Here is a 23,381-nt window from a genome sequence, read left to right on the forward strand (position 1 = left end):
CAGGGGTGTTCACAGGGGCGTGACGATCAGGTGCCCCGGCCGGGCGGTGACGATGTGCCCGTCCGGGATCTCCCGCCACAGGTGGTTGTGGTCGAAAGGTTCGGAACTGAGGACCGCCCGGTCGTCGTCCACCAGCGCCGACAGCGAGTGATCCCAGGTGGTCGCCCACAGTTGGCGTCCGTCGCCGAGCAGCATGTTCAGCCGCGACCCCGGCGCCGCCTCCGCGACCGCGGACGTCACCTGCATCAGCGCGACCTCCGGGCTGTTGTCGCGCAGTGCGTGCCGAACCAGCGCCCACAGGAACACCGAGTCGGTGGGCGCCTCGAGTCTCAGCAGTTCCGACACCGGCAGGCCGGCCGCAAGCCCCGTCATCGAGTCGGGCCACTGCTCGATACGACCGTTGTGGCTGAACGCCCAGTGCCCCGAGACGAAAGGCGCGCACGCACTGCGTTCGACGGGCATTCCGACGGTGGCGGAGCGGACGGCGGCCATCACCGCGTGCGAACGAACCGTCGAGAGCATCTCGGGTAGAGCAGGATCCGACCAGATCGGCATCGCGCACCGATACCGAGACAGCGTCGAACCCCACCAGGCGGCGCCGTAACCGTCGGCGTTGATGGTCCCACCGCCACGCATGTCCCGCGGCGACCACGACTGCCGCAGCAGGGAGAACTCTCCCGCCGCGATCACCTCGCGCACCGACCGGGTGGGCCCGAGATAGCCCAGGTGCCGACACATCACACGTCCCTGGCGCAGCGGAATCCCGCGAAGATCTGCCGGCGGATCGGGTGATCCCAGTTACGGAACGTCCCGCGGCAGGCCACGGGGTCGGTGCCGAACGATCCGCCCCGCAGCACGCGGTAGTCGCCGCCGAAGAACACCTCCGAGTACTCGCGGTACGGGAAGGCGGTGAATCCGGGGTACCCGGTGAAGCGCGACGACGTCCACTCCCAGACGTCCCCGATCAGCTGGAGCACCCCGAGCGGGGACCGGCCGGCCGGATACGATCCCACCGGGGCCGGGGCCAGATGACGTTGCCCCAGATTCGCCCGGGTGCGGTCGGGTTCCTCGTCGCCCCAGGGGAAACGCCGGGACCGTCCACTCGCGGGATGCCACCGCGCGGCCTTCTCCCATTCCGACTCGGTGGGCAACCGCTTGCCGGCCCACCGCGCGTAGGCGTCGGCCTCGAACCAGCACACGTGCATGACGGGCTCGTCTGCGGGCACGGGTTCGAGCACCCCGAACCGGTGCCGCCACCATCGACCGCTGCCGTCACCGGTCCAGAACTGCGGCGCCTCGAGACCCGATTCGCGATTGTGCTGCCAGCCCCGTTCACTCCACAGTTCCCGGCGCCGGTATCCGCCATCGTCGATGAACTCCGCGTACTCCGCATTGCTGACCGGCACCGTGTCGATGGCGAACTCCGGAACGTGCACGCGGTGCGCGGGCCGCTCGTTGTCGAGTGCCCAGGGGTCGTCCGACGTTCCCATCGTGAATTCGCCTGCCGGAATCACGGTCTCACGATCGGCGATCGGTGCGGCGGCCCTCGGGACATCCGGCGCGGTGAGCACCGCCTGCCCCTTCCGCAACTGATGGGTGGCGAGCATGGTCTCGTCGTGTTGCTGTTCGTGCTGCGCGATCATCGCGAAGGCGAACCCGTCGTGCTCGAGTCGACATCCCCGGAACCTGCTCGCGTCCAGCACGTCCCACGTCTTGTCCCGGACCTCACCGACGTACTTCCGGGCTTCGTCCGGGCCGAGGAGCGGGAGGGTCGGGCGGGTGGACCGGGCGTGTTTGAAGGCGTCGTACAGTTCGTCGATGTCGCGGCGGACCGGGTCCCGCCCACCCACATCCCGGATCAACCAGAGTTCCTCCTGGTTGCCGATGTGCGCGAGATCCCAGACGAGCGGGCTCATCAACGGCGAATGCTGGGCGATCAGATCCGAGTCGTCGACGCAATCCGTGAGGGTGTGGCTGCGATGCCGGGCCCTCAGTAGCGCGGATTCCAACTGCTCGCGAAGACCGGTCACGAACGCTCCCCCATCGGATTCTCGGCGCGCCGACATCGCGCCGACGCGGCCCCCAGCCCCGCGGCCAGGTTGCGATCCGACGCGAGGTCGGCCGCCAGTTCCGTCAATTGCACCGCAGCACGGCGCAGTTCACCGTCCGCGAGCCCGTACCGCGCCGCGTCGATCCAACGCCCCCGAGTATTCGCGGCTATCGCGGTGGCCGCATCCACGGCCTCACCCGATGCGAGCAACGCCTCGAGCGTCGCGATCGGCTGCCGCCACTGGTCGCCCGGCTGGGTGTCGAAGTAACGCACCTCCAGGTGGCCGACCGCCCGCACCGCGGGGAACACCGTCGTCAGGTGATAGTCGAGATCGGCAGGGGTGGGACGGCGACCTATCTCGTCGTCGAGCGCACCGTCGACCCAGTCCGCGAACGTCGCACCCGGCGGCGCGGCCCAACACGGTCCGTCGCGGCGCACGCAGAGCAGGGGGACGTCGAGCACCCAGCGCGCGTAGTCGGCGATCGGATCGGCCGAGAACCCCGCCGACTCGGGTGGACCGATCGTGCGGGACCGATCGAGCTCGAACCACGTCCGCATCCGTTGCGATGCCCACTCCCCCGGCGGCACACCCCGCAACCGGGGCGAGCACGCGAACGCTGCGATCAGCGCTGGGCCGACCGCCTGCAGCAGGTTCCAGCGGCGGGCGACATCGGCGACGTCCGCTCCGGCATCGACGCTCACCTGAACCGCGGCGGTGTTGCACATCATCAGCTTCCCGAACGGGCCGATCTCCTCGAATCGCTCCTCCATCGCCCGGTAACGCGGCAGTTCGAGCAGACGCCGCGCGGTGCGCCGCGAATCGGCGGCATGGGCGTGTGCGGTGATGGAACGTCGAGCGAGCAGCGCGCGCAGGGTGCCCTCGTCGGCGGCCAGGGCGGCACAGAGGGCGACGGCACTGTCGTGGGGTGCGCTGGAGAGTTCGATCTGACCGCCGGGTTCGACGGTGACGAGACTGCCCGCGGGAAGTGGGCGGGCGGGAGAATCGGGAGCCACAGATTTCGGGGCGTGCGGCCCGAGAGCTGCGGCGATGGAGGCGAGGTCGGGACGGTCGGGCGAGGATCGGGCGTGGTGGGTGAGCCATTCGAGTTCGGCACCGATGAGCCTCGGCGGACCCAGCTTGAAGCAGACGCCGCCGACGTAGGACTCGGCAGCCGGGCGCGAGGTGAAACCGGTGGACTCGACTGCGACAACCATGCAATCCTCCCCTCGGGAGCGGTCGAGCGTCCTTCTCGAGGGTAGAGCTCACTCCCTGTCGTGGCTACCGATCGGGAGGAATAGCCGATGCTCGATCTCGAACGCCTCCGGCTCGACACTCCGGGTTGTCTGGAAAGAGTGTTTCTCGACAGCGCCGGATCGTCACTGCCCCCTCAGCCGGTGCTCGCGACCGTGATCGAACATCTTCGGCGCGAGGCCGAGGTGGGCGGGTACGTCGCGGCCGCCGAACGTGCGGACGACCTCGCCGCCGTGCGGGATTCGATCGCACGCCTGATCGGCGCCTCACCCGTGGAGATCGCGCTCGTGGACAGCGCGACCCGGGCGTGGTGCGACTTCTTCACGTCGATCCCGTTGGGGCCTGGCGATCGAGTGTTGCTGTCTCAGGTGGAGTACGCGAGCAACGCGATCACTGCCCTGCATCGCGCGAAGGAGACGGGCGCGTCGGTCGAGGTCGTCCCCAGTGACCCGAGCGGCCGGATCGACCTGGACGCCCTCGCTCGGATGCTCGACGACCGCGTCGCGCTGGTGTCGCTCGTTCACGTCCCCACCAACGGCGGCCTGATCAACCCGGTGCGCGAGGTTGTCGACCTCGCGCACCGGCACGGCGCGCTGGTCCTCCTCGACGCCTGCCAGTCGGTGGGCCAGCTCCCCATCGACGTCGGCGCGCTCGGTGTCGACGCCCTCTCCGCCACCGGACGCAAATGGTTGCGGGGACCGCGCGGCACCGGATTCCTGTATCTGCGGGGCGCCCTCGCCCGCGAACTGAAGCCCCTGGCGATGGATCTGCACGGGGCGCAGTGGTTGTCGCCCGACGAGTACCTGCCCGCCGCGGATGCGTCGCGCTTCGAGCTGTGGGAATGCGATGTGGCTGCTCGACTGGGGCTGGGCGTTGCAGTCGACTACCTGCTGAGCCTCGGGATCGACTATGCGGCCCGTGCGATCGCGGCCGGCGCCGAACGGATTCGGAACGAGCTGGACGCCTTGCCGGGCGTGCAGGTCCACGATCTCGGCACCGACCGCTGCGGCATCGTGACGTTCACGGTCGACGGCCGGGAGCCGTCGGGCATTCGAGACGCGCTGGCGGACAAGGGGATAACGGTGACCGTGAGTGGACGGTCGTCGACTCTGCTCGACATGAGTGCGCGCGGGCTCGATGCCGTGGTGCGCGCCTCGCCGCACTACTTCGTTTCCGACAGCGATCTGTCGCGGTTCGTCGACGCCATTTCCCAGCTGACCCTCGAGTAACAATTCGGACAACTGATTCGCAAAGCTCACTTCCTGCCTACCAACCGACTGGTATCTGTTTGTCCGGCATGTACCGATCAATGGGGAGGAATTGAGTAATGCGACGTATCAAGGCTGCCGTTCTCGGGGCGGGCGTCATCGCGTCGGCGCTGCTGCTGGCGGGATGCAACGACGACGGCGACACAACGGCCGAGACGACAACCACCGCGCCGTCCTCGACGACGACCGCACCGAGTACCACGACGGCACCGACCAGCCCGCCCGGCGACGCCGACGCATCTGCTGGTTCCGGCGCGGGAACGGGTGGGGGCAACCGTCCGGCGCCGGGCACCGCGGGCGGCGGCAACGCCGGCGGTGGCAACGCAGGCGGTGGCAACGTCCAGGCGCCGGCCCCCGCGGCGCCGGCGCCCGCACCCGCACCCGGCGGGGGTGACGCGCCCGCCGCACCGGAGGCCCCCGCAGTCGGGGATCCGGAGAAGGAGAACCCGCAGGACGGGACGGAGAATCCGGAGAAGACCCCCGAAGACACCCCGCCCGGGGAAGGGACGACGCCGGGCGACGGCACCGGCGGCGGGACCGGAGGCGACTCCGGGGACTCGAACGGCTGATCTCGACAGCCCCGCGGTCGGTGTGGCAATCCCCGACAGGATTGCCGCACCGCCGACCTGCGCCGACCTCACAAACCGCGAAGTTCGTTCCCGCTGGGCGGGAACTGTGTGACGCAACAGTTTTGACGCGTGTAAATGATCTGTGTCACATCTTTGTTTGCGCTTGTGAGAGGACAACCTTATGGCCGAGGCCACACCGATCCGACCGATTTCCGCAGATCACATCGCCGATTGGGCCTACGAGGCCGATGTCGTCGTCGCCGGATTCGGCGTCGCCGGTGCATCTGCTGCGGTCGGCGCAGCACAGAACGGTGCCGACGTCCTGGTGCTCGAGCGCACCGGCGGCTGGGGCGGCGCCGCGGCGATGGCCGGCGGTTTCATCTACATGGGTGGTGGCACGCCGCTGCAGAAGGCGTGCGGGTTCGAGGACACCGTCGACAGCATGAAGGCCTTCATGAAGGCTGCACTCGGCCCGGGCACCGACGAGGCCAAGATCGACGCGTACTGCGAGGGCAGCGTCGACCACTACCACTGGCTGGTCGACGAGTGCGGCGTCCCGTTCAAGATGAGCTTCTGGGGCGAGCCGGGCTGGGAGCCGCCGGGTGACGACGGCCTGCAGTACACCGGAGGCGAGAACGCCGCCCCCTTCAACGCGACGATTCCGCCGGCACCGCGCGGCCACGTCCCCCAGATGGAGGACAAGCACGTCAGCACCGAGAAGGGCGGCGGCTACATGCTCATGAAGCCGCTCGTGGATACAGCCAAGGCGCTGAATGTGCGCGCCGAGTACGACATGCGCGTGCAGACGCTGATCGTCGACGCCGACGGCCGTGTCGTCGGCCTGCTCGCCAAGCAGTACGGCAAGGACGTCGCGGTCCGTGCCCGCAAGGGTGTCGTCCTGGCGACCGGCAGCTTCGCATACAACAACGAGATGCTCGAGTCGTTCGCGCCGAAGATGGTCAACCGGCCCGCCGCCTCGATCGAGGAGCACGACGGCCGCGCGATCCGCATGGCGCAGGCACTCGGCGCTGATCTCGCCCACATGGACGCGGCCGAGGTCGCGTTCTTCTGCGATCCGCAGCTGTTCATCCGCGGCATCCTCGTCAACGGCCGCGGCCAGCGGTACATCAACGAGGACACCTACCCCGGCCGCGTCGGCCAGGCCACGCTGTACGAGAACCACAACGAGGCGTACCTGATCATCGACGAGGCCGCGTACGAGGAGGGCATGACCCGCCCGACGTCGAGCCCGCAGCTGCGTCACCAGCCCAAGTGGGTCGCCGAGACCGTCGAGGAGCTCGAGGCCGAGATGGGTCTGCCCGCAGGAGCCCTGCAGGCGACCGTCGACGTCTTCAACCGTCACGCCGAGAACGGCGAGGATCCGCTGTTCGGCAAGAAGACGGAATGGGTCAAGCCCATCGGCTCCCCCGTGGCCGCGATCGACCTGCGCGGCATGACCGGGGGCTTCACACTCGGCGGCCTGCGCACCAACACCGACTCCGAGGTGCTGCACGTCTCCGGTGAACCGATCCCCGGCCTGTTCGCTGCCGGCCGCTGCACCTCCGGCGTCTGCGCCGGCGGCTACGCGTCGGGCACCTCGCTCGGCGACGGCAGCTTCTTCGGTCGTCGCGCCGGCATCAGCGCCGCCAAGGCCTGACGCCTTCCCGATCCGCATCGGGCCCGGTCGGCGCATTCGCGCAGACCGGGCCCGATTCTGTTCCGGACAGCGATCCGGTAGACTGCATCGAGTTGTCTCGGCGAGGGCGATTCGCGTAACGCGCTGAATCACCGTGATCGACGCGGCACGGCTTCGATAGAGCAGTTTGCTCCGGCCGTTCGTGTCAGTCCGCCCCCTCGTCGCGACGAACGACCGTCAACGAATATCTCACGTGAGTTGTAGGAGCCGTTTCACCATGTCTGACGACAACAAGCTCGTAGCCTCTGTCCGTTCCGAGTTCGGCAAGGGCGCTGCCCGCCGCGCCCGCCGCGACGGCCAGGTCCCCGCGGTCCTGTACGGCCACGGCACCGACCCGCAGCACCTGAACCTCCCGGCTCGCGAATTCGCCGCCATCCTGCGCGCGCACGGCACCAACGTCGTCATCAACCTGGACATCGACGGCAAGGATCAGCTGGCGCTGACCAAGTCGGTCGTCGTCCACCCGATCCGTCGCCACATCGAGCACGCCGACCTGCTGATCGTCCAGAAGGGCGAGAAGGTTGCCGTCGAGGTCCCGATCGTCGTCACCGGCACCGCCGCTCCGGGTGCGCTGGTCACCGAGGAGACCACCACGATCAAGCTCGAGGTCGACGCTCTGGACATCCCCGAGTCCGTCGAGATCTCGGTCGAGGGCGCCGAGGTCGGCACCCAGTTCCTGGCCGGCGCGGTTGCGCTGCCCAAGGGCGCTACCCTGGCCGACGACGCCGAGCTGCTGCTCGTGAACGTCGTTGCCGCTCAGGCTGCCGAGCCCGCTGCCGGCGAGGAGACCGAGGCCGAGGCCGAGGCCTGATCAGCTCCGCGCTGAACATCCAGCGGCGCGTCGATCCCGTTCGGGTTCGACGCGCCGCTGTTCTGTGAGCACTGTCGTATGAGCACCGTCGCATCGAAAGGACTCCCGAGCAGTGAGTGACGACAACGGCACCGCAGTGGTCGTCGGCCTGGGCAACCCGGGACCGCAGTACGAGAAGACCCGCCACAACATCGGTTTCATGGTGGCCGACGTCCTCGCCGGCCGCGTGGGCGGAAAGTTCAGCGCCCACAAGCGCAGTGGCGCCGAGATCGTGCAGACCCGGCTCGTCGGCCGGCAGGTGATCCTCGCCAAGCCCCGCTCGTACATGAACCTGTCGGGTGGCGCGGTGTCCGGACTGGCCCGCTTCTTCTCGGTGAAGCCGGAGAACATCGTCGTGATCCACGACGAACTGGACCTCGACTTCGGCACCATCCGGCTCAAGCAGGGCGGCGGCGAGGGCGGCCACAACGGCCTGCGCTCGATCTCGCAGTCCCTCGGCACCAAGGACTACCTGCGCACCCGCGTCGGCATCGGCCGCCCGCCGGGCCGACAGGATCCCGCCGACTACGTGCTCAAGCCCTTCTCCACCGTCGAACGCAAGGAACTCGATCTCGTCTGCGAGGAGGCCGCGGACGCCGTCGAGCTGGTGCTGCAGCTCGGACTCGAGGCGGCGCAGAACCGGCTGCACTGACGGCCGACCTGCGCATCGGTTGCGAATCCCCGCCTGGTGACGTTGCATGGGTGAGACCACTCGATCGACGGAGCGGACAGGGAGCAGCCGATGAGTATTCGTGACTTCGCGCAGCGCTGGCCGGTGTGGCAGCAGATCACCGGGACCGACCCGCTCGGTCGCGGCGCGGCCGCCCAGTCCCGCCGCTCTCTCGAGATCACCCCCCGCACCGAATCGGCCGATCGGGTCGTCAAGAGCGTGTGCCCGTACTGCGCCGTCGGCTGCGGGCAGAAGATCTACGTCCGCGACGAGAAGGTCGTGCAGATCGAGGGCGATCCGGACAGCCCGATCTCGCGCGGGCGTCTGTGCCCCAAGGGCTCGGCCAGCAAGCAGCTCGTGACGAACCCCGACCGGGTCACCACCGTGCTGCACCGTCGCCCGTATGCGAGCGAGTGGGAAGAAATCGACCTGGACACAGCCATGGAGATGGTCGCCGACCGGGTGCTCGAGTCGCGAGATCAGTTCTGGCAGTGGGAAGACGACGAGGGCCGACGGGTGCGGCGCACGTCCGGTGTCGCGAGCCTCGGCGGCGCGACGCTGGACAACGAAGAGAACTACTTGATGAAGAAGCTCTACACCGCGCTCGGCGCGATCGAGGTGGAGAATCAGGCCCGTATTTGACACTCCTCCACAGTTCCCGGTCTGGGAACCTCGTTCGGCCGTGGTGGTGCCACGAACTACCAGCAGGACCTCGTCAACGCGGACTGCATCATCATCCAGGGCTCCAACATGGCGGAGTGCCACCCCGTCGGTTTCCAGTGGGTGATGGAAGCGAAGCTGCGGGGCGCCAAGGTCATTCACGTGGATCCGCGGTTCACTCGCACCAGCGCGGTCGCGGATCTGCATGTCCCGGTCCGCGCCGGCTCGGACATCGCGTTCCTGGGTGGGCTCATCAACTACGTGCTGGCCAACGACGCGTACTTCCACGACTACGTCGTGGCGTACACGAACGCGCCGATGATCGTCTCCGACGATTTCCGGGACACCGAGGATCTGGCGGGCCTGTTCTCCGGGTTCGACGTGGAGGGCCGGCAGTACGACACCAGCAGCTGGCAGTACCGGGACGGTGGGTCGCAGTCTCCAGCGGCCGGTGCGCGTGATGCCGAGTCCGGGGAGACCGAGGCGTCGGGCAGCGGCGGAGCGCTCACCGGAAGCGCGGACGAGGTGCCGCAGCGGGACGACTCGCTGCGGGACCCGCGATGCGTCTTCCAGGTACTCAAGCGGCACTTCGAGCGGTACACGCCCGAGATGGTCGAGCAGGCGTGCGGTGTTCCGCGCGAGAGCTTCCTCGAGGTGGCCCGGGCGCTGACCGAGAACTCGGGCCGCGACCGGACGTCGGCGTTCTGCTACGCGGTGGGCTGGACCCAGCACACCGTCGGCGTGCAGTACATCCGCACGGCATCGATCCTCCAACTCCTGCTCGGCAACATCGGCCGGCCGGGTGGCGGGATCATGGCGCTGCGCGGGCACGCGAGCATCCAGGGGTCGACGGACATCCCGACGCTGTACAACCTGCTGCCCGGGTACATCCCGATGCCGCACGCGCACAAGCACATCGATCTGGACACCTTCGTCGGCGAAAACGCCGGTGCGAAGGGCTTCTGGGGCAACATGCGCGCGTACACGGTGAGCATGCTCAAGTCGTGGTGGGGCGACGCGGCCACGGCCGAGAACGACTTCTGCTTCGACTACCTGCCGCGCCTGACCGGCACGCACGATTCGACGGACACCGTCGAACGGCAGATCAACGAGGGCGGGGGTGGCTACTTCCTGGTCGGCGAGAACCCCGCGGTGGGCACGGCCAACGCCCGCATGCAGCGGGCCGGCCTGGCGAATCTCGACTGGCTGGTGGTGCGCGACCTCGCGATGATCGAGAGCGCGACGTTCTGGAAGGACGGGCCGGAGATCGAGACCGGCGAGATGCGGACCGAGGACATCGGTACCGAGGTCTTCTTCTTCCCCGCCGCCAACCACGCCGAGAAGCAGGGCAGCTTCACCAATACGCAGCGGCTGCTCCAGTGGCATCGCAAGGCGCTCGATCCGCCGGGCGACGCCCGCAGCGACCTGTGGTTCTACTTCCATCTGGGTCGCATCCTCAAGGAGAAGCTCGCGGGCTCCACCGACGAGCGTGATCGGCCGCTGCTCGATCTCGTGTGGGACTACCCGATGGAGCCCGGCACCGACGAGCCCGACGCGGTCGCGGTCCTGGCCGAGATCAACGGCACGGGCCCCGACGGTCAGCCGCTGTCGATGTACACCCAGTTGCGCGACGACGGATCGACCCGCTGCGGGTGCTGGATCTACTGCGGGGTGTACGGCGACGGCGTCAATCAGGCCGATCGACGCCGGAGCCGGCACGAGCAGGGCCCGGTGGCGCCGGACTGGGGTTGGGCATGGCCGGCGAACCGGCGCGTGCTCTACAACCGGGCCTCGGCGGATCCCGACGGTAAACCGTGGAGCGAACGCAAGGCGTTCGTGTGGTGGGATCCGGACGCGAACGACGGCGCCGGCCGCTGGACGGGCCACGACGTCCCGGACTTCGAGGCCGACAAGCCGCCGACGTACCGGGCGCCGGAAGGGGCGAGGGCGGAGGACGCGATCAACGGCACCGAACCGTTCATCATGCAGAACGACGGCCGGGCGTGGTTGTACGCGCCGGTGGGCCTGCTGGACGGTCCGATGCCGACACACTACGAGCCACCGGAGTCGCCGCTGCCGAATCCGCTCTATCCGCAGCAGTCCAACCCTGCTCGGATGCCGCATCCGGGAAAGTTCAACCGCTACAACCCTGCTCACGGTGCGGCGGGCAGCGAGGTGTTCCCGTACATGTTCACCACGTACCGCCTCACCGAGCACCACACGGCCGGCGGGATGAGCCGCACGCTGCCGTACCTGTCGGAACTGCAGCCGGAGTTCTTCTGCGAGGTGAGCCCCGAGCTGGCGGCCGAGCGCGGTCTCGAGAACGGGGGGTGGGCGACGATCGTCACCGCCCGCACGGCGATCGAGGCTCGCGTCCTGGTCACCCACCGGATGCAGCCGCTGGTGGTGGACGGTCGACGGCTCCACCAGATCGGGTTGCCGTACCACTGGGGACGGAACGGCATCAGCGTCGGTGACGGCGCCAACGAGCTGCTGCCGCAGGCGCTGGACCCCAACGTGTCCATCCCGTCCACCAAGGCCACCAGCTGCGACATCCAGCCGGGCCGTCGGCCTCGGGGTCCCGCGCTGCTGGAGTACGTGGCCGAGTACCGGCGACGCGCCGGCGTGACACCCGAGACAGGAACGGAGCTGTAACCGTGTCGGACAATCTGTCGAAACTGGGTCGAGCGTTCTTCGGCCCGGGCGACCCCGCGCGGGAAGCGGGGTACACCGACCCGCCGAGCCGCAAGGGTTTCTTCACCGACACCAGCGTGTGCATCGGGTGCAAGGCCTGCGAGGTCGCGTGCAAGGAGTGGAACGCCGTCCCCGAGGACGGGCTCGAGCTGACCGGGATGTCGTACGACAACACCGGGGCGCTCGGCGCCTCGACCTGGCGGCACGTGGCCTTCGTGGAACAGCCGGTGCCGGCCGAGCGACGGCGGGAGACCGTCGATCTGGGGATGCCGGGGACGTCGTTGCCCGGCGCCGACTCCGACGTCACCGAACGCACGGACTTCCGCTGGCTCATGGAGTCGGACGTGTGCAAGCACTGCACGCACGCGGCATGTCTGGACGTGTGTCCCACCGGCGCGCTGTTCCGGACCGAGTTCGGCACCGTCGTGGTTCAGAACGACATCTGCAACGGCTGCGGCTACTGCATCCCCGCCTGCCCGTACGGCGTGATCGACCGCCGCGACGGCCCCACCGGGGACCCGGCCGTGGGCCTGGCACAGAAGTGCACGCTCTGTTACGACCGGCTCTCGGGCGGGATGGAACCGGCGTGCGCGAAGGCGTGTCCCACGGATTCGATCCAGTTCGGCGATCTGGACGAGTTGCGCGAACGCGCCGATCGCCGGCTCGCGCAGCTGCAGGACGCGGGCGAGTCGACCGCCCAGCTGTACGGGCGCGACGAGGGCGACGGCGTCGGCGGCACCGGGGCGTTCTTCCTGCTACTGGACGAGCCGGAGGTGTACGGGTTGCCGCCGGACCCGGTGGTCACCACGCGGCACCTGCCCGGGATGTGGCGGCAGGCCGCGGTCGCGGCTGCCACGCTGCTCGGCGGCGCGGTCGTCGCGTTCGCCGGCCGTCGAAAGGGACACCGATGACCGACCGTACCCAGACACGTCGCCGCGGACGGCGCGGGCGCGGCGAGCAGGCGATGGTGCCCGACGCCAAGTTCGAGAGCTACTACGGCCGCCCCATCGTGAAGGCGTCGCCGTGGCAGGCGGACATTCCCGCCTACCTCTTCCTCGGTGGGCTGGCCGGCGGCTCGTCGCTGCTGGCCGCGGGGGCGGATCTGACCGGGCGCCCGCACCAACGGCGTTCCGCCCGGGTGATCGCCCTCGGCGCCATCATGGCGAGCATGTACGCGCTGATCCACGACCTGGGCCGCCCGGCCCGGTTCCATCACATGCTCCGCGTCGCCAAGCCGACGTCCCCGATGAGTGTGGGCACGTGGATCCTGTCGCTGTACGGACCGTTCAACGGTCTGGCCGCGGTCGGCGAGTTCGCGGATCTGCTCCCCCGCCCCATCCGGCGGGGACGGCTGGGCCGGCTGCTGACGTTCGCGACCCGTCCCGCCGGGATCCTGGCCGCGGTCACCGCGCCCGCGGTGGCGTCGTACACCGCCGTGTTGCTCACCGACACCGCGACGCCCAGTTGGCACGAGGCCAAGCGCGAGTTGCCGTTCGTATTCGTCGGCAGCGCGGCCGCGGCCGCGGGCGGGGCGGGCCTGCTGACGGCACCGCTCGCCGAGTCCGGACCTGCCCGGCGCCTCGCGGTCGGGGGCGCGGCGCTCGAACTGGCGGCGTCGCAGATCATGCAGCGGAGCATGGGCATCACAGCCGAACCGCTGCGGACCGGGACCGCGGGTCGTCTGCACTCCGCTGCGACCGCCCTCACCGCGGGCGGCGCGGTGGGAGCCTTGCTCGGCCGACGCAGCCGCGCGGTGACGGCACTGTCGGGCCTGGCGCTGACCGCGGGATCGGCATGCACGCGCTTCGCCGTCTTCCACGCCGGGCAGGCCTCGGCACGCGATCCGCGATACACGGTGGTGCCGCAGCGGGAACGGCGTGCCGCTCAGGCCACGACGTGACCGTCCTCCCCCGTCCGGCGGGTCCGCCCCTCGCGGGCGAGGACCTCGAGCAGCGGCATGATCACCCGGCGCGAGGTTCCCAGACGAGTCCGGGCTTCGCTGGGCGTGAAGGGTTCCGGTAGCTCCCGGAGCGCCTCGACGGCGGCGTCCACCGCCCCGGCCCCGAGCCAGACGCCCCCGCCGAGCGGAGTGACCAGTCCCGCCCGGGCACAGGCCGCGAGTTCGCGGTGCCCGAGCCCCAGTTCGGCGAGCTCGCCCGCGGTGGGAGCGACGAAGGGCTCGTCCTCCCACCGCTGCTGCAATCGGGCGGCCGCCTGCGCGACGGGCTCCGGAAGCCCGGCCTCGGCGTCGCGTCGCACGATCCGGCCGTCGTCCACCGTGAGGGCGTCCGCATGTTCGAGCACCGCGGCCAGCAGCTGCGGGTCGGGCAACGCGAGCACTCGCCGCGCCGCCTCGCCGGGCAGGCCGGGCGCGAGCGGATGCGTGCGAGCGTGCTCGTCGACCAGTTTCCCCAGTCTCTCCGCCGCCGAACGTGCCGTGTCGGGGTCGAGCAGCCAATCGCCGGGGCCCGCTGTGTCGGGAACACCGGTGACACCCCACGCCCGCAGATCGCGGGCCCGCGCGAAACCACGTCGGCGCAACTGCGAGCCGACGTCGGGGGCCGCCGCGGCCAGGACCTCAGCGCGCCGACGGGCATCGCCGCGGCGGCGAAGCTCGGGCGGCGCGGGATCGAGTACCACCGCACCCGACGGGATGAGCCCGGCGTCCGGGTCCCGCAGAATCATCCGGTCACCGATCCGCAGCGGCAGCCGCTGCTCGAGCGACAACCGGGCGAACGCGTCGGTGAGCGGTCGGACGCGAGCACCGATCGCGGCGGATCCGCAGTGCACGACGACGTGTTCCCGCAGCGTTCCGGGCGCCGTCAGCTGCACGTCCACCGTGGCGGTCTCGTACCACCGGTCGGGGGTGAGCAGCGCATCGCCGCGTGCGATGTCGGAGTTGGCGACGCCGCGCAGGTTCACCGCCACGCGGGCCGGCGCCGGCACCTCCGCGCGGTCGCGGCCGAGCGACTGCAGGCCCCGCACCACCACGCGTGGCCCGTTCACGCCCACGCGCAGCGTGTCGCCGGTCCGCACCGTGCCGGCTCCGAGGGTGCCGGTCACCACAGTGCCCGCCCCGCCGATGGTGAACGAGCGGTCGACCCACAGCCGCACGTCGGCGTCGACGTCCGCCGCGGGGAGCTCGTTCCCGAGTCGTTCCAGCCCCGAACGCAATTCGTCCATCCCCGAGCCGGTGACGGCAGACACCGCCACCGTCGGGACGTGCGCGAGCGACGTTCCCGCCAGCGCCGCCCGCGCCTCCTCGGCCGCCGGTTCGGGGTCCAGCAGGTCGCTGCGGGTGATCACCAACACCCCGTGCCGCACGCCCAGCGCCGTCAGCGCGTCGAGGTGCTCCTGGGACTGCGGCATCCAGCCGTCGTCGGCGGCGACGACGAACAACACCGCGGGCACCGGGCCCACGCCGGCGAGCATGTTCGGCACGAACCGTCGGTGCCCCGGCACGTCGACGAAGGCGACGGTCCGGCCGTTCGGCAGCGTCGTGGACGCGAATCCCAGGTCGATCGTGAGACCGCGGCGGCGTTCCTCGGCCCAGCGGTCCGGTTCCTCGCCGGTGAGCGCACGGATCAGCGTGGATTTGCCGTGATCGACGTGCCCGGCGGTCGCGACGACGAACATCACCGCGCCGCCAGGATCGCCCGATGCAGGTCGTCGTCCGCGGACGGGCGGACGGTTCGCAGATCGAGCAGACACCGGCCGTCGAGCACCCGGCCGAGCACGGCCGGAGTGCCCGCGCGCAGCAGGTCCGCGTACGCCGCGGGCAGACTCACCGCCGCGCTGGGCAGGTCCACCCCCGGCGCTCCGCCGCCACCGACCGTGGCCGCCGAGTCGGCGGCCACCGCGTCGACGCCGGCGCTACGCAGGCGGTCCGCCATCGTCTCGGCTCGCCGTCGCAGCTCCGCGACATCCGCGGAAAGCGCTGCGGCGGTGGGTGTTTGCGGTCCACGCAGGGTCGCCTCGAACGCGGCCAGCGTCAGCTTGTCCACGCGCATCGCACGCGCCAGTGGGTGGCGTCGCAGCCGGTGCACCAGTTCCGCGCGTCCTCCGATCACCCCCGCCTGGGGTCCACCGAGAAGCTTGTCACCGCTCGCGGTCACGAGGTCGGCCCCTGCCCGCAACGTCGAGGCCATGTCCGGCTCGTCGGGCAATACCGGGTGGCGCGCAAGCAGTCCCGAGCCGATGTCCACCACGAGCGGGCAGTCGAGGCCCGCGAGGTCGCGGACCGCGACGCTCGACGTGAAGCCGGTGATCCGGAAGTTCGAGGGATGCACCTTCAGGACGAACGCCGTCTCCGCGTCTATCGCGCGCACGTAGTCGTCGAGGTGCACCCGGTTGGTGGTGCCCACCTCGCGCAGTCGCGCGCCGGTCGATTCGAGCAGGTCCGGCAGCCGGAACCCGTCTCCGATCTCCACCATCTCGCCGCGGGCGATGACGATGTTGCGGCGTTCACCGCCGAGAGCCGTGGCGGCCAGCGCCAACGCCGCCGCGCCGTTGTTGACGATGTGGACGTCCTCGGCATCGGGCACCGCCGACCGGAGGGCGTCCAGCGCGCCGCGCCCGCGCTTGCCGCGCTGCCCCGACACCAGGTCCAGTTCGACATCGTTGGTGCCCGCAGCCAGTTCGAGCGCTCGGACCGCGGCCGTCGACAGCGGCGCCCGGCCGAGGTTGGTGTGTAGCAGCACTCCGGTCGCGTTGAGCACGGGAGTCAGCGTCACCGGCGTGGCGGGCAGACCGTCGAGCACGACGTCGACGACGCCCTCGGGTGCCAGCAAACCTTGCCGCACCTGCTGCTGGGCGGCGCGGATCCCCGCTTTGACGGTCTCGCGGCCCACCGTGTCGATCGCCTCGCGCAACCGCTCGTCCCGGAGCACCGCGTCGGTGGACGGGACGCGCCGGCGCGGATCGGCCTCGCGGGTCTGCTGCTCGGCTATCGCGGTACCTCACTTCTCATGGCTTTGGCGGAGGCGGACGGGAATCGAACCCGCCTGACCGAGATACTCGGCCACGTCGGTTTTGAAGACCGCGGAGACCACCAGGTGCCCATACGCCTCCGCTGAAAGACCTTAGGCTGCCTCCATGGGTTCCGCACAACACACCGACAGACTGACCTCATATGCGCACGGCGGCGGATGTGCCTGCAAGATCCCGCCGGGAGCGCTCGAGTCGGTGGTGGCCGGTCTGGTCGCGGCGCCTGTCGCCGAACCCGCGGCCCCGCTGATCGTGGGACTCGACAACGGTGACGACGCGGCCGTCGTGCAGGTGCGCGGCGACCTGGCGGTGATCAGCACGGCGGACTTCTTCACGCCCGTCGTCGACGACCCGTACGACTGGGGGCGCATCGCCGCGGCCAACGCCCTGTCCGACGTATACGCGATGGGCGGCACTCCGGTGGTGGCGATCAACCTGCTGGGGTGGCCGATCGACCGGCTGCCCTACGAGGTGGCCGCGGAGGTGCTGCGCGGCGGCCGGGACGTCGCTGCCGCCGCGGGCTGCCACGTGGCCGGTGGGCACAGCGTCGACGACCCCGAACCGAAGTACGGCATGGCGGTGACCGGAACCGCCGACCCGGCTCGCCTGATGCGCAACGACGCCGGACGCGCCGGCATCCCGCTGTCGCTGACCAAGCCGCTGGGCATCGGTGTCCTCAACAGCCGCCACAAGAACACCGGAGAGGTGTTCCCGCAGGCGATCTCGGCGATGACTACGCTCAACGACCGAGCCTCCCGCGACGCCGTCGGGGCCGGGATCACGTGCGCGACGGACGTGACCGGCTTCGGCCTGCTGGGGCACCTGTTCAAGCTGGCCCGCGCCAGCGGGGTGTCCGCCGTCGTCGATGCCGCCGCGGTCGAGTACCTGGACGGCGCCCGCGACGCGCTCGCCGCCGGCTTCGTCAGCGGCGGCACCCGCCGCAACCTCGACTGGGTCCGCCCGCACCTGGACGCGTCCGTGAGCGAGGACGAGCTGCTGCTGCTCGCCGACGCCCAGACGTCGGGCGGTCTGCTCGTCGCCGGCGAGATCCCCGGGGCGCCGGTGATCGGCGAACTCGTTCCCGCCGGGGATGCGGTGCTGATGGTGCGGTGACGTCCGACGGGGCCTGGCGTCACAGCAGCCCGATGGAACTCGACCGCCGCAGCTTGCCGGACGAGGTCTTGGGCAGCGATCCGGGACCCAGGACGGCGACAGTGCGTGGGCGCACCCCCACCTCCGCGACGACGGCGTGCGCCACCTCGCGCTCGATGCGTCTGACCTCGTCGGCGTCGTCGATTGCGTTCGTTTCCACGGCAACCGCGAAGCTTTCCCGCTTGTCGCCGGCGTCGAGTCGGATCGCGGCGGCGTTGCCGGGGCGCACACCGGACACCGATCCGGCGGCCCGTTCGATGTCGGTGGGATAGATGTTGCGGCCGCCCATGATGATGACGTCCTTGACGCGGCCGCACACCACGACGAGGTCGTCCTCGGTGAAGTAGCCGATGTCGCCGGTGTTGATCCACCCGTCCGCGTCCTGCGTCGCGACGGGGCCGTCGACGGTGAGATATCCAGGGGTGACCGACTTTCCACGCAGCTCGATCACTCCGACCGCGCGCTTGGGCAGTTCCAGCCCGTCCCGGGCGACGACGCGTCCCTCGAGTCCCGGTACGAGCGGACCGAGCGTCGCCATCGCGCGCGCATTGGCGCGGGTGGAACGGACGGCGAGTCCGCCGGCCTCCAGCAGATCGGGATCGACGCGGTCGAGGACGAGCCCTCGGCCGGGTTGCGGCACCGAAACCGCAAGGGTCACTTCGGCCATTCCGTAGGTCGGAGCGAGCGCGAGCGGGTCCAGCCCGAACCGGGCACCGGCGTCGGCGAGCGCGATCATGGTGTCGGGATCGACCGGCTCGGCTCCGTTGAGCAGGACTCGCATCGACGACAGGTCGTACTCGCCCGCCGGCGCCTGCGCGAGACGTCGGGCAAGCAGCGAGTACGCGAAGTTCGGTGCTGCGGTGACGGTTCCGCGGTATTTGCCTATCAGCTCGGCCCACAGCAGCGGCGTCCGGAGGAAATCGAGCGGCGTGATGTGGACGGTGGTGGCACCGATCTGCATCGGGACGGTGAGGAACCCGATCATTCCCATGTCGTGGAACAGCGGCAGCCAGCTGATCATCACATCGCGTTCGGGACTGAACTCGACCCGGTCGATCATCGCGTACGCGTTGGCGTAGAAATTCGCGTGCGTGAGTTGCACGGCCTTGGGCGATCCGGTGGAGCCGGAGGTCAACTGCTGCAACGCGATGTCGGACTCCGCGGTCTCGACGGGGTCGATGTCGTGGCCGTCGCGCATCGACTCGATCGTCACCACCTCGATGCCGCGCTCGACGAGCAGTGGCACGGCCGCCTCGAACGGCGCCCCCACCACCACCGCAGCAGCGGAGATCATCCGGATGATCGCCTCGGTGTCCTGCGCCCACACCTGCAGATCGGTACGCGGGGTGGGCTGGTGCAGCATCGTCACCGACCCGCCGCGCATCCAGATCGCCTGGCACGCGGGCGCGATGTCGACAGGCATGCCGGCGAGGACACCGATCGCGTCGCCGGACCCGATACCCGCATCCGCGAGGGCACCGGCCATACGACGGGCGATCGTGTGGACCTCGCCCCACGACTGGCGGAGCGGCGCATCGGGCTCACCCGTGATCAACACCTGCGCACTGGTCGCGGCGGTGGCATACATCTCGTCGGTGAACTTGCTCATCGAAGGCTCCTGCAGGCTCCTGCCGATACCTGTGCGGACACTACGACTGCGCGGCCGATCTCCGACACGTATATCCGGAAGCGGTGCCGACCTGTTACTCCGGCGAACGCCCCGAGTACGCTGGTAGCGGCCCCGATTCCCTTCTGAGAGGTTCACCGTTGACCAGCGCGCCCGACTCGGCCGAGATCACGACCGCCGAGAAGGCGTCGACCACCGCTCCCAAGAACCTCGCCGGTGAGGCGGCCCGGCGACGGACGTTCGCCGTCATCTCCCACCCAGACGCCGGCAAGTCGACGTTGACCGAGGCCCTCGCGCTGCACGCGAAGATGATCTCGGAGGCGGGCGCGGTGCACGGCAAGGCCGGCCGCAAGTCCACGGTCTCCGACTGGATGGAGATGGAGAAGGCCCGCGGCATCTCGGTGTCGTCGACGGCCCTCCAGTTCAACTACCACTCGGACGAGACTCCCGACGACCAGATCAACGTCGTCAATCTGGTCGACACCCCCGGTCACTCCGACTTCTCGGAGGACACCTACCGCGTCCTCACCGCGGTCGACGCCGCCGTGATGCTGATCGATGCCGCGAAAGGCCTCGAGCCGCAGACCCTGAAGCTGTTCCAGGTGTGTCGCCACCGCGGTATCCCCGTCATCACCGTCATCAACAAGTGGGACCGACCGGGTCGCACCCCGCTGGAGTTGCTCGACGAGATCGACGAGCGCATCGGCCTCACCCCCACCCCGCTGTACTGGCCGGTCGGCATCGCCGGCGATTTCCGTGGACTGCTGCGCCGCGGGGAGGACGGGGCCCCGAGCGAGTACATCCGTTTCACCCGCACCGCGGGTGGCGCGAAGATCGCGCCCGAAGAGGTCATGGACGCCGACGCCGCCCTCGAGCGTGAGGGCGACGAATGGGTGACCGCCGCGGAGGAGAGCGAACTGCTCTCGGCCAGCGGCCAGGATCACGACCAGGAACTGTTTCTGGCCGGGCAGACGTCACCGGTGATCTTCGCGTCCGCGATGCTCAACTTCGGTGTCCGTCAGATCCTCGACACGCTCGTGGCGCTCGCCCCCGCACCGGGAGCCCGCAAGGATGTCGCCGACGAGCCGCGCGAGGTCACCGACCCGTTCAGCGCCGTCGTGTTCAAGGTGCAGGCGGGCATGGACACCGCGCACCGCGACCGCCTGGCGTTCATGCGCGTAGTCTCCGGCGTGTTCGAGCGCGGCATGGTCGTCACGCACGCGCAAACCGGCAAGCCGTTCGCCACCAAGTACGCGCTGACGGTGTTCGGCCGTGACCGCAACACGGTCGAGAACGCGTACCCCGGCGACATCGTCGGCCTGGTCAATGCCAATGCGCTGGCCCCGGGCCACACGCTGTTCTCCGAGAAGAAGGTGGAGTTCCCGCCGATTCCGTCGTTCGCGCCCGAGCACTTCTCGGTGCTGCGCGCGGAGAGTGCGAGCAAGTACAAGCAGTTCCGTCGAGCCGTCGACCAGCTCGAATCCGAGGGTGTCGTGCAGATCCTCCGCAACGACATCCGCGGTGACGCGTCCCCGGTCATGGCGGCCGTCGGTCCCATGCAGTTCGAGGTGGTCGCGGCCCGCATGAAGGCCGAGTTCAACGTCGAGGCCCGGATGGAGCCGCTCGGCTACGCCCTCGCCCGGCGCACCGACGCCGAGTCCGCCGTCGAACTCGGCCGTCAGCGCGGCGTCGAGGTGTTCACCCGCAACGACGGGGTGCTGTTGGCTCTGTTCAGCGACAAGTGGCGGCTGCAGTACATCCAGAAGGAGATGCCGGAGCTGACACTCGAGCCGTTGGTCGCCGCAGGCGATCAGTGAGTTTCCTCCAGACGCTCTTCGACGCCGAACTCCACGTCGGCGGCGCCACGATCCTGTGGCGCGAGATCGTCGGGAACGCGTTCGGTATCGCGTCGGCGATCGGCGGGATGAAGCGCGTCGTGTGGGCGTGGCCGGTGGGCATCATCGGCAACGCGCTGCTGTTCACGGTGTTCATGGGCGCGCTGTTCCACACGCCGCAGAACCTCGACCTGTACGGCCAGGCCGGCCGCCAGCTGCTGTTCATCACCGTGAGTGCATACGGCTGGACGCGCTGGCTCCAGTCGCGGCACGACTCCGGCAAGGCGGTGCTCCCGCACTGGGCGTCCACCCGCGCACGAGTGGGGATGATCGCGACGATGGCGATCGGCACCGTCGCGTTCGCGAAGGTGTTCGAGATGCTCGGCTCGTGGGGACCGTGGCCCGATGCCTGGATCTTCACCGGTTCGATCCTCGCCACCTACGGCATGGCGCGCGGGTGGACCGAGTTCTGGTTGATCTGGATCGGGGTCGACGCCGTGGGCGTTCCGCTGCTCTTCAGCGGCGGCTACTACCCGTCGGCCCTGCTGTACCTCGTGTACGCGGCCTTCGTGCTGTGGGGTTTCGCGGTGTGGTTGCGAATCCAGCGGCAGTCCGCGCCGCAGTCGACGGCGATCACCGCGGAATGATCCACCGACCGGTCCGGTTGGAACCGGTATGGCAGCGGTCACACACGACACGGCAGATACCCCTTCGTACGGAAAGTTCGGCGTCTGGCGACACGCCTTCGGGCTGCAGCCCGAGGTGGGCGCCGAGATCGAACGCCTCGGCTACGGCGCGATCTGGGCCGGCGGGTCTCCCCCCGCCGACCTGCAGGTGGTCGAGGACCTGATCGCCGGCACCGAGACGATCACCGTCGCCACCGGCATCGTCAACATCTTCTCGGCACCGGCCGACGAGATCGCGAAGTCCTACCAACGCATCGAGTCCCGCCATCCCGGACGCTTCGTCCTCGGCATCGGCGTCGGCCACCCCGAGGTGCCCGGTATGGGCGCCGAGAAGCCGTACGACGCCCTCGTTCGGTACCTCGACGTCCTCGACGACGCCGGTGTCCCGAAGCACCGGCGCGTCCTGGCCGCGCTCGGCCCGAAGGTGTTGCAGCTCGCGGCCGATCGCACGGCCGGCGCACACCCGTATCTGACGACGCCCGAGCACACCCGGCAGGCGCGGGAGATCATCGGCCCGGACGCACTGCTCGCTCCCGAGCAGAAGGTGGTGCTGAGCACCGACTCCGGCGCCGCCCGCGCCACCGGCCGGGAGGCCGTCGAGAACCCGTACCTGCATCTACGGAACTACCGCCGCAACCTCGAACGCCTCGGTTTCCCGACCGAGGAGCTCGACAACGGAGGCAGTGACCGCGTGATCGACGCACTCGTCGCGCACGGAGACGCGGCCGCGATCGCCCCGCGGCTCACCGCGCACCTCGACGCCGGAGCCGACCACGTCGCGATCCAGGTGCTGCCGATGGCGGGCGACCCGCTGCCGGCGCTGCGAGAGCTGGCCTCGGCGCTGAACATCGGCGGGTAACCGCCGCCCTCCTACGGCGCGGCGTGCAGCAGCGGCAGCGCGTCGACGAGGGGTGCCAGTTCGGGCACCCCTCGCGCCTCGGCGAGCGCGCGCTCGAGCGTCGCGTCGTGGACAGGCCGCGCCTCCTCGAGTAGTTCACGCCCAGCCGGGGTGAGCTCGGTGTAGATCCCACGCCGGTCGTCCGCGCACAGGATCCGGGTGAGCAGGCCCCGGTCCTCGAGCCGATTCACCAGACGGGTCGTGGCACTCGCGCTGAGCGCCGCCGCACGGGCCAGTTGCTGCATGCGCATGTGCCAGCCGTCCTGCCTGCTCAGGGCATCCATCACCGTGTATTCCACGACCGAGAGCTCGGCCTCTGCCTGCAGTGATCGCTCGAGTTCGGACTCGATCAGCCCGTGCAGCGCGGCGAGAGTGCGCCACCCCTGCGACCTGATCTCGACCGCATCGTCCCTGATGCCCACGATGCCCCTTTCCTGGTGACGAGCCTTACATCTTCAAATAGTTGCTTGCGCGGGATATCTACGCGT

Annotated in this window: 19 protein-coding genes and 1 tRNA gene; 12 read left to right on the forward strand and 8 right to left on the reverse strand. The window is 69.8% G+C overall.

Going from position 1 to position 23,381, the window contains the following annotated elements:
* Positions 1-9: 9 nt before the first annotated feature.
* The 3 genes from egtC to egtA are packed head-to-tail and all read right to left on the reverse strand — an operon-like array spanning position 10 to position 3,265.
* Positions 10-738: an ergothioneine biosynthesis protein EgtC gene (gene egtC, locus PSS76_RS11070; RefSeq protein ID WP_005514700.1), complete on the reverse strand. Its 729-nt coding sequence runs from the start codon at positions 736-738 to the stop codon at positions 10-12.
* A complete protein-coding gene (egtB, locus tag PSS76_RS11075; protein ID WP_337456199.1) occupies positions 738-2,066 on the reverse strand; it encodes an ergothioneine biosynthesis protein EgtB in 1,329 nt (442 codons plus the stop codon). The genes egtC and egtB overlap by 1 nt, the downstream gene beginning before the upstream one ends.
* A complete protein-coding gene (egtA, locus tag PSS76_RS11080; RefSeq protein ID WP_022594680.1) occupies positions 2,027-3,265 on the reverse strand; it encodes an ergothioneine biosynthesis glutamate--cysteine ligase EgtA in 1,239 nt (412 codons plus the stop codon). Before egtA ends, egtB begins: the two co-directional genes overlap by 40 nt.
* Before the next feature lie 87 nt (positions 3,266-3,352).
* Between egtA and PSS76_RS11085 the strand changes: the two genes are divergently transcribed.
* The 8 genes from PSS76_RS11085 (at position 3,353) to nrfD (ending at position 13,609) form a co-directional block, all read left to right on the forward strand.
* Positions 3,353-4,531, forward strand: coding sequence for an aminotransferase class V-fold PLP-dependent enzyme (locus PSS76_RS11085; RefSeq protein WP_337456200.1), 1,179 nt, complete (start codon positions 3,353-3,355; stop codon positions 4,529-4,531).
* Positions 4,532-4,629: 98 nt separating this feature from the next.
* The gene (locus tag PSS76_RS11090; RefSeq protein ID WP_337456201.1) at positions 4,630-5,139 is read left to right on the forward strand and encodes a hypothetical protein; all 510 of its coding nucleotides are present in this window, start codon (positions 4,630-4,632) and stop codon (positions 5,137-5,139) included.
* A gap of 181 nt (positions 5,140-5,320) precedes the next feature.
* A complete protein-coding gene (locus tag PSS76_RS11095; protein WP_081205292.1) occupies positions 5,321-6,796 on the forward strand; it encodes an FAD-dependent oxidoreductase in 1,476 nt (491 codons plus the stop codon).
* A 256-nt stretch (positions 6,797-7,052) separates the two neighbouring features.
* Positions 7,053-7,646, forward strand: a complete 594-nt coding sequence (locus tag PSS76_RS11100; RefSeq protein ID WP_005514712.1) for a 50S ribosomal protein L25/general stress protein Ctc — start codon at positions 7,053-7,055, stop codon at positions 7,644-7,646.
* Between the two features lie 112 nt (positions 7,647-7,758).
* The gene (gene pth / locus PSS76_RS11105) at positions 7,759-8,337 is read left to right on the forward strand and encodes an aminoacyl-tRNA hydrolase (RefSeq protein ID WP_013415249.1); all 579 of its coding nucleotides are present in this window, start codon (positions 7,759-7,761) and stop codon (positions 8,335-8,337) included.
* A gap of 90 nt (positions 8,338-8,427) precedes the next feature.
* Positions 8,428-11,670, forward strand: a complete 3,243-nt coding sequence (fdh, locus tag PSS76_RS11110) for a formate dehydrogenase (RefSeq protein WP_175272081.1) — start codon at positions 8,428-8,430, stop codon at positions 11,668-11,670.
* A 2-nt stretch (positions 11,671-11,672) separates the two neighbouring features.
* Positions 11,673-12,620 carry a 4Fe-4S dicluster domain-containing protein gene (locus PSS76_RS11115; protein WP_064077162.1) on the forward strand — a complete coding sequence of 316 codons (948 nt, stop codon included), beginning with the start codon at positions 11,673-11,675 and terminating at the stop codon, positions 12,618-12,620.
* Positions 12,617-13,609, forward strand: a complete 993-nt coding sequence (gene nrfD / locus PSS76_RS11120; protein ID WP_064077161.1) for an NrfD/PsrC family molybdoenzyme membrane anchor subunit — start codon at positions 12,617-12,619, stop codon at positions 13,607-13,609. Before PSS76_RS11115 ends, nrfD begins: the two co-directional genes overlap by 4 nt.
* Here the strand turns inward: nrfD and selB are convergent.
* From selB to PSS76_RS11135, 3 genes are all read right to left on the reverse strand, one after another.
* Entirely contained in the window at positions 13,594-15,345 is a 1,752-nt protein-coding gene (gene selB / locus PSS76_RS11125) for a selenocysteine-specific translation elongation factor (protein ID WP_064077168.1), read from the reverse strand. The two genes, nrfD and selB, sit on opposite strands and share 16 nt — an antisense overlap.
* Positions 15,345-16,598, reverse strand: coding sequence for an L-seryl-tRNA(Sec) selenium transferase (gene selA, locus PSS76_RS11130; RefSeq protein WP_337456202.1), 1,254 nt, complete (start codon positions 16,596-16,598; stop codon positions 15,345-15,347). Before selA ends, selB begins: the two co-directional genes overlap by 1 nt.
* 85 nt (positions 16,599-16,683) lie before the next feature.
* A tRNA-Sec gene (locus PSS76_RS11135) sits at positions 16,684-16,779 on the reverse strand.
* 24 nt (positions 16,780-16,803) lie between these two features.
* Here PSS76_RS11135 and selD point away from each other — a divergent pair.
* Positions 16,804-17,808, forward strand: coding sequence for a selenide, water dikinase SelD (gene selD, locus PSS76_RS11140; RefSeq protein ID WP_041673983.1), 1,005 nt, complete (start codon positions 16,804-16,806; stop codon positions 17,806-17,808).
* 19 nt (positions 17,809-17,827) lie between these two features.
* Here selD and PSS76_RS11145 read toward each other — a convergent pair whose 3' ends face one another.
* Positions 17,828-19,456 carry a fatty acyl-AMP ligase gene (locus PSS76_RS11145; protein ID WP_064079363.1) on the reverse strand — a complete coding sequence of 543 codons (1,629 nt, stop codon included), beginning with the start codon at positions 19,454-19,456 and terminating at the stop codon, positions 17,828-17,830.
* A 158-nt stretch (positions 19,457-19,614) separates the two neighbouring features.
* Between PSS76_RS11145 and PSS76_RS11150 the strand changes: the two genes are divergently transcribed.
* The 3 genes from PSS76_RS11150 to PSS76_RS11160 are packed head-to-tail and all read left to right on the forward strand — an operon-like array spanning position 19,615 to position 22,854.
* The gene (locus tag PSS76_RS11150) at positions 19,615-21,291 is read left to right on the forward strand and encodes a peptide chain release factor 3 (protein ID WP_013415240.1); all 1,677 of its coding nucleotides are present in this window, start codon (positions 19,615-19,617) and stop codon (positions 21,289-21,291) included.
* A complete protein-coding gene (gene pnuC, locus PSS76_RS11155) occupies positions 21,288-21,956 on the forward strand; it encodes a nicotinamide riboside transporter PnuC (RefSeq protein WP_005514725.1) in 669 nt (222 codons plus the stop codon). The genes PSS76_RS11150 and pnuC overlap by 4 nt, the downstream gene beginning before the upstream one ends.
* 28 nt (positions 21,957-21,984) lie before the next feature.
* Entirely contained in the window at positions 21,985-22,854 is an 870-nt protein-coding gene (locus PSS76_RS11160) for an LLM class F420-dependent oxidoreductase (RefSeq protein WP_013415238.1), read from the forward strand.
* Between the two features lie 11 nt (positions 22,855-22,865).
* Here PSS76_RS11160 and PSS76_RS11165 read toward each other — a convergent pair whose 3' ends face one another.
* Entirely contained in the window at positions 22,866-23,315 is a 450-nt protein-coding gene (locus tag PSS76_RS11165; RefSeq protein ID WP_005514729.1) for a MarR family winged helix-turn-helix transcriptional regulator, read from the reverse strand.
* Positions 23,316-23,381 lie beyond the last annotated feature (66 nt).

Origin of the sequence: Prescottella sp. D32 (assembly GCF_037287305.1) — a bacterium.
GTDB lineage: Bacteria > Actinomycetota > Actinomycetes > Mycobacteriales > Mycobacteriaceae > Prescottella > Prescottella equi.

Coding starts and splice junctions, on each gene's coding strand:
- egtC (WP_005514700.1), bottom strand. CDS start 738: ATGTGTCGGCACCTGGGCTATCTCGGGCCCACCCGGTCGGTGCGCGAG.
- egtB (WP_337456199.1), bottom strand. CDS start 2,066: ATGTCGGCGCGCCGAGAATCCGATGGGGGAGCGTTCGTGACCGGTCTT.
- egtA (WP_022594680.1), bottom strand. CDS start 3,265: ATGGTTGTCGCAGTCGAGTCCACCGGTTTCACCTCGCGCCCGGCTGCC.
- PSS76_RS11085 (WP_337456200.1), top strand. CDS start 3,353: ATGCTCGATCTCGAACGCCTCCGGCTCGACACTCCGGGTTGTCTGGAA.
- PSS76_RS11090 (WP_337456201.1), top strand. CDS start 4,630: ATGCGACGTATCAAGGCTGCCGTTCTCGGGGCGGGCGTCATCGCGTCG.
- PSS76_RS11095 (WP_081205292.1), top strand. CDS start 5,321: ATGGCCGAGGCCACACCGATCCGACCGATTTCCGCAGATCACATCGCC.
- PSS76_RS11100 (WP_005514712.1), top strand. CDS start 7,053: ATGTCTGACGACAACAAGCTCGTAGCCTCTGTCCGTTCCGAGTTCGGC.
- nrfD (WP_064077161.1), top strand. CDS start 12,617: ATGACCGACCGTACCCAGACACGTCGCCGCGGACGGCGCGGGCGCGGC.
- selB (WP_064077168.1), bottom strand. CDS start 15,345: ATGTTCGTCGTCGCGACCGCCGGGCACGTCGATCACGGCAAATCCACG.
- selD (WP_041673983.1), top strand. CDS start 16,804: ATGGGTTCCGCACAACACACCGACAGACTGACCTCATATGCGCACGGC.
- PSS76_RS11145 (WP_064079363.1), bottom strand. CDS start 19,456: ATGAGCAAGTTCACCGACGAGATGTATGCCACCGCCGCGACCAGTGCG.
- PSS76_RS11160 (WP_013415238.1), top strand. CDS start 21,985: ATGGCAGCGGTCACACACGACACGGCAGATACCCCTTCGTACGGAAAG.